The 14757-nt window shown below is 59.7% G+C and carries 14 protein-coding genes; 13 read left to right on the forward strand and 1 reads right to left on the reverse strand.

All coding sequences use genetic code 11. The features are described from left to right. Nucleotides 1-162: 162 nt before the first annotated feature. From ffh to M1D68_RS05185, 11 genes are all read left to right on the forward strand, one after another. A complete protein-coding gene (gene ffh / locus M1D68_RS05135; protein ID WP_413794151.1) occupies nt 163-1539 on the forward strand; it encodes a signal recognition particle protein in 1377 nt (458 codons plus the stop codon). Between the two features lie 251 nt (nt 1540-1790). Further along, the gene (gene rpsP, locus M1D68_RS05140; protein ID WP_003198088.1) at nt 1791-2042 is read left to right on the forward strand and encodes a 30S ribosomal protein S16; all 252 of its coding nucleotides are present in this window, start codon (nt 1791-1793) and stop codon (nt 2040-2042) included. A 5-nt stretch (nt 2043-2047) separates the two neighbouring features. Next, a complete protein-coding gene (gene rimM, locus M1D68_RS05145; protein ID WP_457969515.1) occupies nt 2048-2584 on the forward strand; it encodes a ribosome maturation factor RimM in 537 nt (178 codons plus the stop codon). After that, nucleotides 2566-3339 (forward strand): tRNA (guanosine(37)-N1)-methyltransferase TrmD, encoded by a 774-nt coding sequence (gene trmD, locus M1D68_RS05150; RefSeq protein ID WP_457969516.1) that lies wholly within the window; start codon nt 2566-2568, stop codon nt 3337-3339. The genes rimM and trmD overlap by 19 nt, the downstream gene beginning before the upstream one ends. Before the next feature lie 45 nt (nt 3340-3384). Beyond that, entirely contained in the window at nt 3385-3735 is a 351-nt protein-coding gene (gene rplS / locus M1D68_RS05155; RefSeq protein WP_003175895.1) for a 50S ribosomal protein L19, read from the forward strand. A 125-nt stretch (nt 3736-3860) separates the two neighbouring features. Continuing rightward, entirely contained in the window at nt 3861-4757 is an 897-nt protein-coding gene (gene xerD, locus M1D68_RS05160; RefSeq protein WP_420764181.1) for a site-specific tyrosine recombinase XerD, read from the forward strand. 161 nt (nt 4758-4918) lie between these two features. After that, entirely contained in the window at nt 4919-5650 is a 732-nt protein-coding gene (locus M1D68_RS05165) for a DsbC family protein (protein WP_457969526.1), read from the forward strand. Nucleotides 5651-5782: 132 nt separating this feature from the next. Beyond that, entirely contained in the window at nt 5783-7087 is a 1305-nt protein-coding gene (locus M1D68_RS05170; RefSeq protein WP_457969528.1) for a homoserine dehydrogenase, read from the forward strand. A gap of 104 nt (nt 7088-7191) precedes the next feature. Beyond that, a complete protein-coding gene (gene thrC, locus M1D68_RS05175; RefSeq protein WP_420764184.1) occupies nt 7192-8601 on the forward strand; it encodes a threonine synthase in 1410 nt (469 codons plus the stop codon). A gap of 120 nt (nt 8602-8721) precedes the next feature. Continuing rightward, complete coding sequence (locus M1D68_RS05180; protein ID WP_434562475.1) at nt 8722-10098, forward strand: transporter substrate-binding domain-containing protein; 1377 nt, start codon at nt 8722-8724, stop codon at nt 10096-10098. Between the two features lie 157 nt (nt 10099-10255). Beyond that, nucleotides 10256-10543, forward strand: a complete 288-nt coding sequence (locus M1D68_RS05185) for a DUF3509 domain-containing protein (protein WP_420764186.1) — start codon at nt 10256-10258, stop codon at nt 10541-10543. Between the two features lie 244 nt (nt 10544-10787). Here M1D68_RS05185 and M1D68_RS05190 read toward each other — a convergent pair whose 3' ends face one another. Continuing rightward, nucleotides 10788-11987, reverse strand: coding sequence for a CaiB/BaiF CoA transferase family protein (locus M1D68_RS05190; RefSeq protein WP_434609757.1), 1200 nt, complete (start codon nt 11985-11987; stop codon nt 10788-10790). 147 nt (nt 11988-12134) lie between these two features. On the opposite strand from M1D68_RS05190, the gene M1D68_RS05195 reads away from it, so the two are divergent. Further along, nucleotides 12135-12677, forward strand: coding sequence for a YaeQ family protein (locus tag M1D68_RS05195; protein WP_420764188.1), 543 nt, complete (start codon nt 12135-12137; stop codon nt 12675-12677). A 157-nt stretch (nt 12678-12834) separates the two neighbouring features. Beyond that, entirely contained in the window at nt 12835-14544 is a 1710-nt protein-coding gene (gene recJ / locus M1D68_RS05200) for a single-stranded-DNA-specific exonuclease RecJ (protein WP_457969530.1), read from the forward strand. The last annotated feature ends 213 nt before the right edge of the window (nt 14545-14757 follow it).

Raw genomic sequence — 14757 nt, forward strand, 5'->3', positions numbered from 1 at the left:
ACCCCTACCGCACGAAAGACCGCCGCAACCGACGGCGAGGTGTACGTCGCACGCTTCTTCGCTATAATCCGCGACCTGCCCACGCCGCAGGCTCGCCGAGCACATATTTCACGGTCTGGGCCGCCATTATCCCGGTCTTATCTGGGCCTGAAAGGATCGCGCATGTTTGAAAACCTAACCGACCGTCTCTCGCAGACGCTGCGCCATGTCACCGGCAAAGCGAAACTGACCGAAGACAACATCAAAGACACCTTGCGCGAAGTGCGCATGGCGTTGCTCGAAGCCGACGTTGCCCTGCCGGTGGTGAAGGACTTCGTCAATTCGGTGAAGGAACGCGCCGTCGGCACCGAAGTGTCCCGCAGTCTGACCCCGGGCCAGGCGTTCGTGAAGATCGTCCAGGCCGAGCTCGAAAGCCTGATGGGCGCCGCCAACGAAGACCTGAACCTCAGCGCCGTGCCGCCAGCGGTGGTGCTGATGGCCGGTCTGCAAGGCGCGGGCAAGACCACCACCGCCGGCAAGCTGGCGCGCTTCCTTAAGGAGCGCAAGAAGAAGTCGGTGATGGTGGTGTCGGCGGACATCTACCGTCCGGCGGCAATCAAGCAGCTGGAAACCCTGGCCAGCGATATCGGCGTGACGTTCTTTCCGTCCGATCTGAGCCAGAAGCCGGTGGACATCGCCCAGGCGGCTATAAAGGAAGCGAAGCTCAAATTCATCGACGTGGTCATCGTCGACACCGCCGGTCGCCTGCACATCGATGAAGAGATGATGGGTGAGATCAAGGCGCTGCATGCCGCGATCAACCCCGTGGAAACGCTCTTCGTGGTCGATGCCATGACCGGCCAGGACGCGGCCAACACCGCCAAGGCGTTCGGTGACGCACTGCCGCTGACCGGCGTGATCCTGACCAAGGTCGACGGCGACGCCCGTGGCGGTGCCGCGCTGTCGGTACGCGCCATCACCGGTAAGCCCATCAAGTTCATCGGCATGGGCGAGAAGAGCGAAGCGCTCGAGCCGTTCCACCCCGAGCGTATCGCTTCGCGCATCCTCGGCATGGGCGATGTGCTCAGCCTGATCGAGCAGGCCGAACAGACCCTCGACAAGGACAAGGCCGACAAACTGGCCAAGAAGCTGAAGAAGGGCAAGGGCTTCGACCTCGAAGACTTCCGCGACCAGCTGCAACAAATGAAGAACATGGGCGGCCTCGGCGGCCTCATGGACAAACTGCCGAACATCGGCGGCGTGAACCTGGCGCAGATGGGCAATGCCCAGGGCGCGGCTGAAAAGCAGTTCAAACAGATGGAAGCCATCATCAACTCCATGACCCCGGCCGAGCGCCGCGACCCTGAGCTGATCAGCGGTTCGCGCAAGCGTCGTATCGCCATGGGGTCCGGTACCCAGGTGCAGGACATCGGACGCTTGATCAAGCAGCACAAGCAGATGCAGAAGATGATGAAGAAATTCTCCGCCAAGGGCGGGATGGCCAAGATGATGCGCGGCATGGGCGGTATGTTGCCCGGCGGCGGCATGCCGAAAATGTAAAGAATCTGCGCCGGCTGTCATGTCGGCGTTGCCCCGCACGGAAGCGGGGATTTCCAGCAAACCCGCGCTACGCGGGAGCTGACCCGCCGTTTTTCATGACGGCTCTATGGCAAATCTTGATTGCACCGCGCCAGGCGCCGGAAAAAGTCATTTGCAAAAGTCCGGATATTCCTTAGAATATGCGGCCTTTCGGGCACCTATGCCCGCTGTGCATTTAGATTTGCAGCACCGACTACAGGAACGATGTTCACATGCTAACAATCCGTCTTGCCCTTGGCGGCTCCAAAAAGCGCCCGTTTTACCACCTGACCGTAACCGACAGCCGCAACCCGCGTGACGGTTCCCACAAGGAACAGGTTGGTTTCTTCAACCCTGTTGCCCGTGGTCAGGAAGTTCGTCTGTCCGTGAACCAAGAGCGCGTAGCCTACTGGCTGAGCGTTGGTGCACAGCCTTCTGAGCGTGTTGCTCAGTTGTTGAAGGAATCGGCTAAGGCCGCGGCCTGAGCAATATGAACGCGACGCCAAAAGATGCCGGTGATTTGATCGTTGTCGGCAAGATCTACTCTGTACATGGCGTTCGCGGCGAAGTGAAGGTGTATTCCTTTACTGATCCGATCAAGAACCTGTTGGAGTACAAAACCTGGACGCTCAAGCGCGAAGGTAGCGTGAAACAGGTGGAGCTGGTCAGCGGACGCGGGAACGACAAGTTCCTGGTCGCGAAGCTCAAGGGTCTCGATGATCGTGAAGAAGCGCGTCTTCTGGCCGGTTATGAGATCTGCGTGCCGCGCAACCTGTTCCCTGAACTGACCGACGGCGAGTACTACTGGTACCAGCTGGTGGGTCTGAAGGTCATCGACCACCTCGGGCAATTGCTCGGGAAGATCGATCATCTGCTCGAGACCGGTTCGAACGATGTCATGGTGGTCAAGCCTTGCGTCGGCAGCCTGGATGATCGCGAACGCCTGTTGCCCTATACGGAGCAATGCGTGTTGGCAGTCGACCTTGAAGCAGGCGAGATGAAGGTGGAATGGGATGCGGATTTCTAAACGTGGCTAATTTGCGCGTTGAAGTCATCACGCTGTTTCCCGAGATGTTTTCCGCCATCAGCGAATACGGCATAACCAGCCGCGCGGTGAAACAGGAGCTGTTGCAGCTCACCTGTTGGAATCCGCGAGACTACACCACGGATCGGCATCACACTGTGGACGATCGCCCGTTTGGCGGTGGTCCGGGCATGGTGATGAAGATCAAGCCCCTGGAAGATGCGCTGGTTCAGGCCAGGATGGCAGCCGGGGAGGGTGCGAAGGTGATCTACCTGTCGCCCCAAGGCCGTCAGCTGACTCAGTCGGCGGTACGCGAGCTGGCGAATTCGGATGCATTGATCCTGATTGCCGGCCGTTATGAAGGCATTGACGAGCGTTTCATTGAAGCTCATGTCGATGAAGAGTGGTCGATTGGCGACTATGTACTGTCTGGCGGCGAGCTGCCGGCGATGGTCCTGATCGATGCGGTTACACGACTGCTGCCTGGAGCTTTAGGGCATGCGGATTCCGCCGAGGAAGATTCCTTTACGGATGGTCTGCTGGATTGCCCGCACTACACCCGACCGGAGGTGTATGCGGATCAGCGTGTTCCCGACGTGTTGCTAAGTGGCAACCACGCGCACATCCGGCGTTGGCGTTTACAGCAGTCCCTTGGTCGGACCTCTGAACGACGCGCCGATCTTCTGGAAAGCCGCTCGCTTTCTGGAGAAGAGAAGAAGCTGCTCGAGGAATACATCCGCGAGCGGGACGATAGTTAACAACGTATCGATGGTAAGTCCGTTGACTTGCCTTAGGAGCACAGCATGACTAACAAAATCATCCTTGCACTCGAAGCAGAGCAGATGACCAAAGAGATCCCTACCTTTGCCCCAGGCGACACCATTGTCGTTCAGGTGAAAGTGAAGGAAGGCGACCGTTCGCGTCTGCAAGCGTTCGAAGGCGTTGTTATCGCCAAGCGTAACCGCGGCGTAAACAGTGCATTCACCGTTCGTAAAATCTCCAACGGTGTTGGCGTAGAGCGTACTTTCCAGACCTACAGCCCGCAAATCGACAGCATGGCTGTGAAGCGTCGCGGTGACGTGCGTAAAGCCAAGCTGTACTACCTGCGTGACCTGTCGGGTAAAGCAGCTCGCATCAAGGAAAAACTGGCTTAAGTCCAGCTTCCGATGCAAAAAAAAGCAGCCTGCGGGCTGCTTTTTTGTTGCCTGCGATTTGTGCTTTGAGCACTCTTCACTCGTCGTTTTTATGCGACGCAGCCTTCGCTAGCTCATGAGTCTTTATGCCAGCCATCGACCATCCACTGATAGACCAGTTCCTCGACGCCCTGTGGCTGGAGAAGGGGCTCTCCGATAACACCCGCGGCGCCTATCGCAGCGACCTGGCCTTGTTCAATGGCTGGTTGCAGGAACAGAACCTGGAATTGATCAACGCCGGAAGGGAATTGATCCTCGACCATCTGGCGTGGCGTTTGGAGCAGAACTATAAACCCCGCTCTACCGCCAGATTTCTTTCCGGGTTGCGTGGCTTCTATCGCTATTTGCTGAGGGAAAAAGTGATTGCGGTGGACCCGACCTTGCGCGTGGAAATGCCGCAACTGGGCCGTCCGCTGCCAAAATCCCTGTCGGAAGCGGACGTGGAAGCATTGCTGGCGGCCCCCGACCTCAGTGACCCCATCGGCCAGCGCGACCGAGCGATGCTGGAAGTGCTGTACGCCTGTGGTTTGCGGGTCACCGAACTGATCAGCCTGACACTTGAGCAAGTGAACCTGCGCCAGGGCGTGCTGCGGGTGATGGGCAAGGGCAGCAAGGAACGCCTGGTGCCCATGGGCGAGGAAGCGATCGTCTGGGTCGAGCGCTACATGCGCGATGCGCGTCATGACCTGCTGGGTGGGCGTCCCAGCGATGTGCTGTTTCCGAGCCTGCGCGGCGAGCAGATGACCCGCCAGACTTTCTGGCACCGCATCAAGCACCAGGCCAAGGTGGCGGGAATCAATAAATCGCTATCCCCCCACACCTTGCGCCATGCCTTCGCCACGCACCTGCTCAATCATGGCGCTGATCTGCGGGTAGTACAGATGTTGCTGGGGCATAGCGACCTGTCCACCACCCAGATCTACACCCACGTGGCTCGGGCGCGGTTGCAGGACCTGCACGCCAAGCATCATCCCCGCGGCTGAAGAAGAACCCCACGGATAAGCGCTCGCCATTGCCTTGCATCACCGGCATTCGGCCACGCCAGCCTTATGTGGTAGGCTTTCCCGGTTTGCACGGTGGGCGGCTGGAACCCGAATCTGCGGGTCGTTGGTTCCCGTCCCATTTGTTCGCCTCAGGAGTCCTCATGCGTTTGATCCAGATGTTCACCGCCGCCGCCATTGCGTTGGCCAGCACCTTTGCCATCGCCGACGACGCGGCTGACCAGGCTATCCGCAAGAGCCTGGCCAACCTCGAGCTCGAAGTGCCGATCGAAGCCATCTCTGCCAGTCCCATGTCCGGGCTCTATGAAGTCAAGCTCAAGGGCAGCCGCGTGCTGTACGCCAGCGCCGACGGCCAGTACATCGTCCAGGGCAACCTGTTCACGCTCAAGGACGGCAAGCCGGTCAATCTCACCGAGATCACCGAACGCCAGGGCATTTCGAAGTTGATCAACGGCATCCCGGTCGCCGAAACCGTGGTCTATCCAGCAGTCGGCGAAACCAAGTCGCACATTACCGTGTTCACCGACACCACCTGTCCTTATTGCCACAAGCTGCACGCTGAAGTGCCCGAGCTCAACAAGCGCGGCATCGAAGTGCGTTATGTAGCGTTCCCGCGCCAGGGCCTGGGCTCGCCGGGTGACGAGCAGTTGCAAGCGGTCTGGTGTTCCAAGGACAAAAAAGCGGCCATGGACAAGATGGTCGATGGCAAGGAGATCAAGTCCGCCAAGTGCGAGAATCCGGTTTCCAAGCAGTTCGTCCTCGGCCAGTCCATCGGCGTCAACGGTACGCCGGCCATCGTTTTGGCGGACGGCCAGGTGATTCCGGGCTATCAGCCGGCGCCGCAAGTCGCCAAACTGGCTTTGGACGCAAAATGACCTGCGTCGATCCGCTTTTGAAGATCACGGCTCGGCGAAAACGTTCGTCGGGCCGTTAAACACAAAGTCGCGTTGCTGCGCGGCTGTATTTCACGGCCGACCTTGCGTCGGCCGTTTCATGGGGAGTCAAGAGTGAATCCGGTCAAAGTAGGCATCTGTGGGTTAGGTACCGTCGGTGGCGGCACCTTCAACGTACTTCAGCGCAACGCCGAGGAAATTGCTCGTCGTGCCGGGCGTGGAATCGAAGTGGCACAAATTGCCATGCGCACGCCAAAGCCTCAGTTCCAGACGACCGGTATTGCGATTACCACCGATGTCTTCGAAGTGGCCACGAACCCTGAGATCGACATCGTGATAGAGCTGATGGGCGGCTATACCGTTGCCCGAGAGCTGGTACTCAAGGCCATCGAGAATGGCAAGCATGTGGTCACCGCGAACAAGGCGCTTATCGCCGTTCACGGTAATGAAATCTTCGCCAAGGCACGAGAGAAAGGCGTGATCGTGGCGTTCGAAGCCGCCGTGGCGGGTGGCATCCCAGTGATCAAGGCGATTCGCGAAGGCCTGTCGGCCAACCGTATCAACTGGCTTGCGGGAATCATCAACGGCACCGGCAACTTCATCCTCACCGAGATGCGCGAGAAAGGTCGCACCTTCGAGGACGTCCTCACCGAGGCCCAGGCCCTGGGTTATGCCGAGGCGGATCCAACCTTCGACGTGGAGGGCATCGACGCGGCGCACAAGCTGACGATCCTGGCTTCCATCGCCTTTGGTATACCGCTGCAATTCGACAAGGCCTACACCGAAGGCATCACCAAGCTGACCACCGCTGACGTGAACTATGCCGAAGCCTTGGGCTACCGCATTAAACACCTGGGCGTGGCGCGCAGCACCGCCAGCGGCATCGAATTGCGCGTACACCCGACGCTGATCCCGGCCGACCGCCTGATCGCCAACGTCAACGGTGTGATGAACGCAGTGATGGTCAATGGTGATGCCTCCGGGTCGACGCTGTTCTACGGGGCTGGCGCGGGCATGGAGCCGACTGCATCGTCGGTGATCGCCGACCTGGTGGATGTGGTTCGCGCGATGACCTCGGATCCAGAGAACCGAGTGCCGCACCTGGCCTTCCAGCCGGATTCGCTGTCGGCCCATCCGATTCTTCCGATCGATGCTTGCGAAAGTGCCTACTACTTGCGTATCCAGGCCAAGGACCATCCGGGCGTATTGGCCCAGGTGGCGAGCATTCTTTCGGAGCGCGGCATCAACATCGAGTCGATCATGCAGAAGGAAGTCGAGGAACATGATGGCCTGGTGCCGATGATCCTGCTGACCCATCGCGTGGTCGAGCAGCGCATCAACGATGCGATTGCGGCATTGGAAGCGCTCCAGGGGGTCGTTGGCCCAGTGGTCCGTATCCGCGTCGAACATTTGAACTAATTTAGCGGCAAGCTATAAGCTGCAAGCTGCAAGTAAAAGCCGAACCGCTTTTCACTTGTAGCTTGCAGCTTGAGGCTTGAAGCTCAAACCGAAGGTTTGCCCCTATGCGCTATATCAGCACCCGCGGCCAGGCACCGGCCCTGAATTTCGAAGATGTCCTGCTGGCCGGCCTGGCCACGGATGGCGGTCTTTATGTGCCGGAGAACCTGCCACGTTTCACCCAGGAAGAGATTGCCTCCTGGGCCGGCCTGCCGTACCACGAGCTGGCTTTCCGGGTCATGCGCCCGTTTGTTGCCGGCAGCATTCCGGACGCCGATTTCAAAAAGATTCTGGAAGAGACCTATGGGGTCTTTTCCCACAATGCCATCGCACCGTTGCGCCAGCTAAACGGTAACGAATGGGTTATGGAGCTGTTCCACGGTCCGACCCTGGCGTTCAAGGATTTCGCCCTGCAGTTGCTCGGCCGCCTGTTGGACTACGTGTTGCAAAAGCGTGGCGAGCGCGTAGTGATCGTCGGCGCAACGTCCGGCGACACCGGCTCGGCCGCGATCGAAGGCTGCAAGCATTGCGAGCACGTCGATATTTTCATCCTGCACCCGCACAACCGCGTCTCGGAAGTGCAGCGTCGGCAGATGACGACGATCTTCGGCGACAACATCCACAACATCGCCATCGAAGGCAACTTCGATGACTGCCAGGAAATGGTCAAGGCCAGTTTCGCCGACCAGAGCTTCCTCAAGGGCACCCGGTTGGTGGCGGTGAACTCGATCAACTGGGCGCGGATCATGGCCCAGATTGTCTACTACTTCCACGCGGCGCTGCAGTTGGGCGGCCCGGCCCGTTCGGTGGCGTTCTCGGTGCCTACCGGCAACTTCGGCGATATTTTCGCCGGTTACCTGGCGCGCAACATGGGCCTGCCGATCAACCAATTGATCGTCGCCACCAACCGCAACGACATCCTGCATCGCTTCATGAGCGGTAACCAGTACGTCAAGGAAACCCTGCACGCCACGCTGTCACCTTCGATGGACATCATGGTGTCGTCGAACTTCGAGCGCCTGTTGTTCGACTTGCACGGTCGCAATGGTGCCGCGATTGCCGGCCTGATGGACAGCTTCCGCCAGGGTGGCGGTTTCAGCGTCGAAGCCGAGCGCTGGACCGAAGCCCGCAAACTGTTCGACTCCCTTGCAGTGGATGACGCGCAGACCTGCGAAACCATCGCCGAGGTGTTCGAGCAGAGCGGTGAGCTGCTCGACCCACACACCGCCATTGGCGTGAGAGCTGCACGCGAGTGCCGCCGCAGCCTGGATACCCCGATGGTCGTCCTGGGCACCGCACACCCGGTCAAGTTTCCGGAAGCCGTGGAGAAAGCTGGCGTAGGAAAAGCGCTTGAACTGCCTGCACATCTTTCGGATTTGTTTGAGCGAAACGAGCGTTGCACGGTGTTGCCCAATGACCTGAAAGCCGTGCAGGCCTTTGTCAGCCAGCATGGCAACCGCGGCAAGCCTCTCTGATAGCTGGAAGTTGTCACATTTTGAAGCCCGTCTCCTGACGGGCTTTCTTGTTTCTGCATGCCAAACTGGCCGGGTTTCCGCCCTTGGAGGGACGGGCGGGTAATCTCGAAGGAAGTGCAGATGTTGTTCTTTATACGTTGCAAACCAGTGATGAGCTGGATGATGGGCCTGGTGTTTTTGTTTGGGGCGCCATGGGGAGGCGCGGCCCAGTTGGCGGCCTCTGGCAAGCCACCGTTCGAATCCAGCGGACGGATCGCGCTCGATGCCCAGGAGCTGAAGTGGATCAGCGAGAACCCTCGCGTCGTCGTCGCCTCGATGCAGTTCCCGTTGTACCTGTTCAAAAATGAACGTGGGCAATGGAACGGGCTGAACGACGATATTCTCCGGCGTATCGAGCACATGACCGGACTTGAATTCGTTCATCGGGAGTCGTTCTCTCCCGATCAATTAATGGCCCTGTTGGAAAAAGGCGAGGCCGACATGACGACTACCCTGGCGATGAACGACGAGCGCAGGGAGTTCTTGAGTTTCAGCCACGCCTTCGGAGGTTCCGGTTGGGTCTTCGTCGGACGTGACGCAGAGCCCGCACTTCGTTCGCTGGAGCAACTCGAAGGCAAGGTGCTGGTGTTGCCGGCACGGCATGCGTTGGAGTCGGAGATCAGGCGCAATCATCCAGCCATCGAGTTGCGCACGGTCAAGACGTACGGTGAAGCTCGGGCGCTGGTGGAAAGCGGTGAAGCCTACGCCACCATTGAAAATGAAACCGGCGCGCACCTGTACCCTGCGGGACAGCTGCAAGTAGGAAGCAATCTCGAAGGCAAGTGGGAGCCCGACTATCTGGCTGTGCGCCAAGACCTTCGGCCATTGTTAAGCATCCTGAACAAGGCGCTGGAAGCGTTCCCCGCCGAAGAGATGCGAGCGCTGCGCTCGAAGTGGCTGACAGGCATCGCTCCCCATCCGTCACCGTCTTCCTGGTTGTACATCAAACAGTGGGGCTACTGGTGTGTCGTCGTGTTCGGGGTGTTTGGCCTGTTGTCCCTGCTGTCGCTGTTATGGAACCGACGCCTGCAGGTCCAGATTGATCAACGCCTCAAGGTCGAGGCCGTACTCAATGACCAACTGAAGTTCCAGCGAGCCCTGATGGACGCGATTCCCGATCCGATCTTCATTCGCGACCTGGAAGGTCGCCTGATCATGTGCAACAAAAGTTATGAGGATCAGTTCGAGACTCGCTTCGAGAAGCTGCTGGGCACGCGCCTGACCGATTCCGCGACGTTTCCAGCAGCAACCGCCGAATTGTTGCACGGCGAGTTGATGGAGCAGCTGCAAACCCGCCAGCCGCGTTTTGTGGACCGCCAACTGATGTTCAGCGGTGGCTTGCGGGACATCTATCACTGGTCAGTGCCGTTCTATGGGGCCGATGGTCAGTTGCGCGGTCTGCTGGGAGGGTGGATCGATGTTGGGCATCGTTGGCGCCGCAACCGCTTCCTGGCTTGATGATGGCCGTGCCTGTTGCCAACCTGTCATATTGGGCGCGCATGCTCGGTTGAACACGCTGCAAAAGTGTCGGTTCGTTGCGCTGGCAGAACTTTAGGCCATGGCCCACGGTCACTTAATATGCAGTTGTTTTCTCGGACTATTGAAGGGTGATCGAATGGAAAGTATCAGCCTGTTGCTGAATGAAGCCTTGAGCCCGTATCAGGTCACGCTCACTCCCTCCGGTGCCAAGGGTGAATGCCTGGTAACGCTGAAAAACCCCACGGGGGCCATCATGGTCGAGCGGGTGTTCAACCAGGCCCAGCTGGCCGACAAGCGCCAGCTCACCGACGTGGTCGATGGCCTGCACCGCGATGTACTGATCGCCGAAGGCCGCCTGGAGCCCTGCGTGATCGCGGCTTTGCGTAATCTGGCAGGGGACAAGGCCATGGCTGTCCCTAATTGAGCGACGGTTTGAGGGAACCTTCCTACGTCCCTGTGAGTCAGACCTTTTACCAACAAGAGCGAGCATTGTGCTCCGGTGCTTGTCGCTTGTTGCACGGACCTTGAATGGTCACGTTTAACCCCGAGTTGTCTCCCCACTTCTCGGGGTTTCTTTTTGCCTGGCGTTCAGGGCTTGGCTCGTTCTATCCCGCCAAGGGCATCGCTCCCACAGTTAAAGATCTGACAACGTGCTTTAGCTGCTTATTTCAAATAGCACCATCGGCCCGCAGTTTGGCGATCCGCTGCGCATCGTAGCCCAGCTCGCCGAGTACCTGTGCCGTGTGCTCACCCAGCGCCGGCCCGACCCATTCGGATGTGCCCGGCGTGTCCGACAGTTTCGGTACGATGCCCGGCATCTTGAACGCCTTGCCGTCCGGCAGCTTGGCCTGCAAGAACATTTCCCGGGCGAGAAACTGCGGGTCGCTGAACATGTCTTCGGCGCTGAAGATCCGGCTGGCCGGTACTCCGGCCTGGTTCAGTTGGTCGATGACAGCCTCCAGCGGCAGTGAGTTGACCCAGCGATCAATCACGCCATACAGCTCGTCGCGGCGACTGTCGCGTCCATCGTTGCCGGCCAGTTGCGGGTCGTTGGCCAGGTCGTCGCGGCCGATGATCTGCATGAAGCGCTTGAAGATTGCGTCACCGTTAGCGCCGATCTGCACGTGCTTGCCGTCGGCACTGGTGTGGATGGATGACGGGGTGATGCCGGGCATGATATTGCCGGTGCGCTCGCGGATGAAGCCGAACACATCGAACTCCGGCACCATGCTTTCCATCATGGCGAAGATCGCCTCGTACAGCGCCACGTCCACCACTTGTCCGGTCCCGCCATTTACCTCGCGGTGACGCAAGGCCATCAGTGCGCCGATCACGCCCCAGAGTGCGGCAATGGAGTCGCCGATTGAAATTCCGGTACGCACTGGCGGACGATCCTCGAAACCGGTGATGTAGCGCAGGCCGCCCATGGATTCGCCGACGGCGCCAAACCCCGGTTGATCCTTCATCGGCCCGGTCTGGCCGAAACCGGAGAGCCGCACCATGACCAGTTTAGGGTTCAGCGCGTGCAATACGTCCCAGCCCAGACCGAGCTTTTCCAGCACGCCCGGGCGAAAATTCTCGATCAGGATGTCCGCTTCGCCGATCAGCTGTTTAAGGATCGACAGGCCTTCGGGGTGCTTGAGGTTCAGAGTCAGGGACTTTTTGTTGCGTGCCTGGACGAACCACCACAAGGACGTGCCTTCATACAGCTTGCGCCATTTGCGCAGCGGATCGCCGCCGTCGGGGGATTCGACCTTGATCACCTCGGCACCGAATTCACCGCAGATCCGCGAGGCGAAAGGGCCGGCGATCAAGGTGCCGAGTTCAATGACTTTGACGCCGGCAAGGGGTTTGGCAGTAAGCGACATGACGAATCCTGTAGGACAAAGGCAGAACGAATAGAGCGTTTTATCATAGGCCAACGCCTGTCGCCGCAGGTTGATGGTCGGCAATTCGTGGATTGGCCGCCTCATCGGTTAGACTTGCCGACTTTCCTCGTATCAAGAAGCCCGTTCATGGCCCAGCCGTCCACGACCTACAAATTCGAACTGAACCTCACCGACCTCGACCGCAGTGTGTATGAGAGCGTGAAGCAGACCATCGCTCGCCATCCTTCGGAAACCGAGGAACGCATGACCGTGCGCTTGTTGGCCTACGCGTTCTGGTACAACGAGCTGCTGGCGTTTGGTCGTGGCCTGTCAGACGTCGATGAACCTGCCCTGTGGGAAAAAAGCCTGGATGACCGTGTTCTGCATTGGATCGAAGTCGGCCAGCCGGATGCCGAACGCCTGACGTGGTGCTCGCGTCGTACCGAGCGCACCAGCCTGCTCGCCTATGGCAGCCTGCGTGTCTGGGAGGGCAAGGTGATTCCAGCCGTGAAGACCTTGAAAAACGTGAACATCGCCGCCGTGCCCCAGGAAGTCCTCGAAACCCTGGCCAAGGACATGCCCCGCGTCATCAAGTGGGACGTGATGATCAGCGAAGGGACCATTTTCGTGACCGACGACCGTGGCCAGCATGAAGTCCAGTTGCAATGGTTGCTGGGCGAGCGTGGTTGAGCCATTGACAAGTATTGAGTGAACTCATTGTGGCGAGGGAGCTTGCTCCCGCTTGGGTGCGCAGCGCCCACAATCAAGGGGGCCGCTACGCAGCCCAGCGGGAGCAAGCTCCCTCGCCACGGTCCAGGACCAAAAAGTAGAGAAATGTCCGTCCCCCATGCGCATAGAACCCCGCCAACTGCCCGACACCCTACCGTTCCTCGGTGACCTGCCGCCCCTGTTGACCCGCCTGTACGCAGCACGCGGCGTGCAGTCCGAGGCCGAACTGGACAAGAGCCTGGCGCGCTTGATTCCGTTCCAGCGGCTCAAGGGGATCGACGCCGCGGTGGATCTGCTGGTGACCGCGCTGGAGCAACGCCAGCGGATCCTGATTGTCGGCGACTTCGACGCCGACGGCGCGACGGCCAGTGCCGTGGGTGTGTTGGGCCTGCGGCTGCTGGGCGCGGCTCATGTCGATTACCTGGTGCCCAATCGCTTCGAATACGGCTATGGCTTGACGCCGGAGATCGTCGAAGTCGCCCTGACACGCGAGCCACAGTTACTGATCACCGTGGACAACGGCATTTCCAGCATGGAAGGCGTGGCGGCGGCCAAGGCGGCGGGCCTGAAGGTGCTGGTTACCGATCACCACTTGCCTGGGTTGGAGTTGCCGCAGGCCGATGCCATCGTCAACCCGAACCAGCCGGGCTGCGAATTCCCGAGCAAGGCTTTGGCGGGCGTCGGGGTAATTTTTTATGTACTGATGGCGCTGCGGGCGCGCCTGCGCGGCCTGGGCTGGTATGCCAGCACGCCCCAGCCGAACATTGGTGAGTTGCTGGACCTGGTGGCGCTGGGCAGCGTGGCCGACGTGGTGCCCCTGGACGCCAACAACCGGATCCTGGTTCATCAGGGTCTGGAGCGTATTCGCGCTGGCCGCGCGCGTCCCGGGATCAAGGCTATCCTGGAAGTGGCCAAGCGCGATCCGTCGCGCATCACCTCCACGGACCTGGGTTTCATCGTCGGTCCACGACTGAATGCGGCGGGACGCCTGGACGACATGAGCCTGGGCATCGAATGCCTGCTGACCGCCGACCCAACGCTGGCCCGTGAGATGGCGGCCCAGCTGGACGGAATGAACCAGGATCGCAAATCCATTGAGCAGGGCATGCAGCGTGAAGCCCTCGCTCAGCTCAAGGACCTGCCGGTGGAGTCGATGCCGTTCGGCTTGTGTCTGTTCGACCCGCAATGGCACCAAGGCGTGATCGGTATCCTCGCCTCGCGCATGAAGGAGCGTTATTTCCGTCCGACCATCGCTTTCGCCGATGCCGGCGACGGTCTTCTGAAGGGCTCCGGTCGTTCGGTGCCGGGCTTCCATATCCGCGATGCCCTGAGTGTCGTTGCGGCACAGCATCCAACCCTCATCAGCAAATACGGCGGCCACGCCATGGCGGCGGGGCTGACATTGCCCGAGGCGAATTTTCCGTTGTTCGCCGAGGCATTCGACGCTGAAGTTCGTAGGCAACTGCGTGAGGAGGACCTGACTGGACGACTGCTGTCGGACGGCACCCTGGCGGTCGAGGAATTCCATCTGGAACTGGCCCGGGCACTGCGCCATGCGGGACCGTGGGGCCAGCATTTCCCGGAGCCAGTGTTCCATGGTGTTTTCCAGTTGGTCGAGCAGCGAGTGGTGGGCGAACGTCACTTGAAGGTTGTTCTCAAAAGTGAGTGCGGCTCGCTGAAGCTCGATGGCATCGCCTTTGGCATCGACCGTGAGATCTGGCCGAACCCGACTGTGCGCTGGGTGGAACTGGCCTACAAGCTTGACCTCAACGAGTTTCGTGGCCAGGAAACGGTGCAACTGATGATCGCCCATATCGAGCCGCGATAGCAGAACCCAAGCGAAACCTGTGGCGAGGGAGCAAGCTCGCTTGCCACAAGACCCAGGCAAACAGCTTGGCCGGCCAGGGTCGGTTTTTGGAATCGGAACCCTCCCTCCTTCGAAGTTGTCGACTAGTCTCTAAGCACTGCTTGATAGCCCTTGTGACGTCTTGTCGGATTTTTTGCCCGCGGGGGCGGGTGTTGTACCTTTTTGTCACTCGTC

The sequence above is a fragment of the Pseudomonas sp. R4-84 genome, assembly GCF_054130985.1.

What these genes read in the sequence shown, in the direction of transcription:
- ffh (WP_413794151.1), top strand. Translation starts at nt 163, where the DNA reads ATGTTTGAAAACCTAACCGACCGTCTCTCGCAGACGCTGCGCCATGTC.
- rpsP (WP_003198088.1), top strand. Translation starts at nt 1,791, where the DNA reads ATGCTAACAATCCGTCTTGCCCTTGGCGGCTCCAAAAAGCGCCCGTTT.
- rimM (WP_457969515.1), top strand. Translation starts at nt 2,048, where the DNA reads ATGAACGCGACGCCAAAAGATGCCGGTGATTTGATCGTTGTCGGCAAG.
- trmD (WP_457969516.1), top strand. Translation starts at nt 2,566, where the DNA reads ATGGGATGCGGATTTCTAAACGTGGCTAATTTGCGCGTTGAAGTCATC.
- rplS (WP_003175895.1), top strand. Translation starts at nt 3,385, where the DNA reads ATGACTAACAAAATCATCCTTGCACTCGAAGCAGAGCAGATGACCAAA.
- xerD (WP_420764181.1), top strand. Translation starts at nt 3,861, where the DNA reads ATGCCAGCCATCGACCATCCACTGATAGACCAGTTCCTCGACGCCCTG.
- M1D68_RS05165 (WP_457969526.1), top strand. Translation starts at nt 4,919, where the DNA reads ATGCGTTTGATCCAGATGTTCACCGCCGCCGCCATTGCGTTGGCCAGC.
- thrC (WP_420764184.1), top strand. Translation starts at nt 7,192, where the DNA reads ATGCGCTATATCAGCACCCGCGGCCAGGCACCGGCCCTGAATTTCGAA.
- M1D68_RS05180 (WP_434562475.1), top strand. Translation starts at nt 8,722, where the DNA reads ATGTTGTTCTTTATACGTTGCAAACCAGTGATGAGCTGGATGATGGGC.
- M1D68_RS05185 (WP_420764186.1), top strand. Translation starts at nt 10,256, where the DNA reads ATGGAAAGTATCAGCCTGTTGCTGAATGAAGCCTTGAGCCCGTATCAG.
- M1D68_RS05190 (WP_434609757.1), bottom strand. Translation starts at nt 11,987, where the DNA reads ATGTCGCTTACTGCCAAACCCCTTGCCGGCGTCAAAGTCATTGAACTC.
- M1D68_RS05195 (WP_420764188.1), top strand. Translation starts at nt 12,135, where the DNA reads ATGGCCCAGCCGTCCACGACCTACAAATTCGAACTGAACCTCACCGAC.
- recJ (WP_457969530.1), top strand. Translation starts at nt 12,835, where the DNA reads ATGCGCATAGAACCCCGCCAACTGCCCGACACCCTACCGTTCCTCGGT.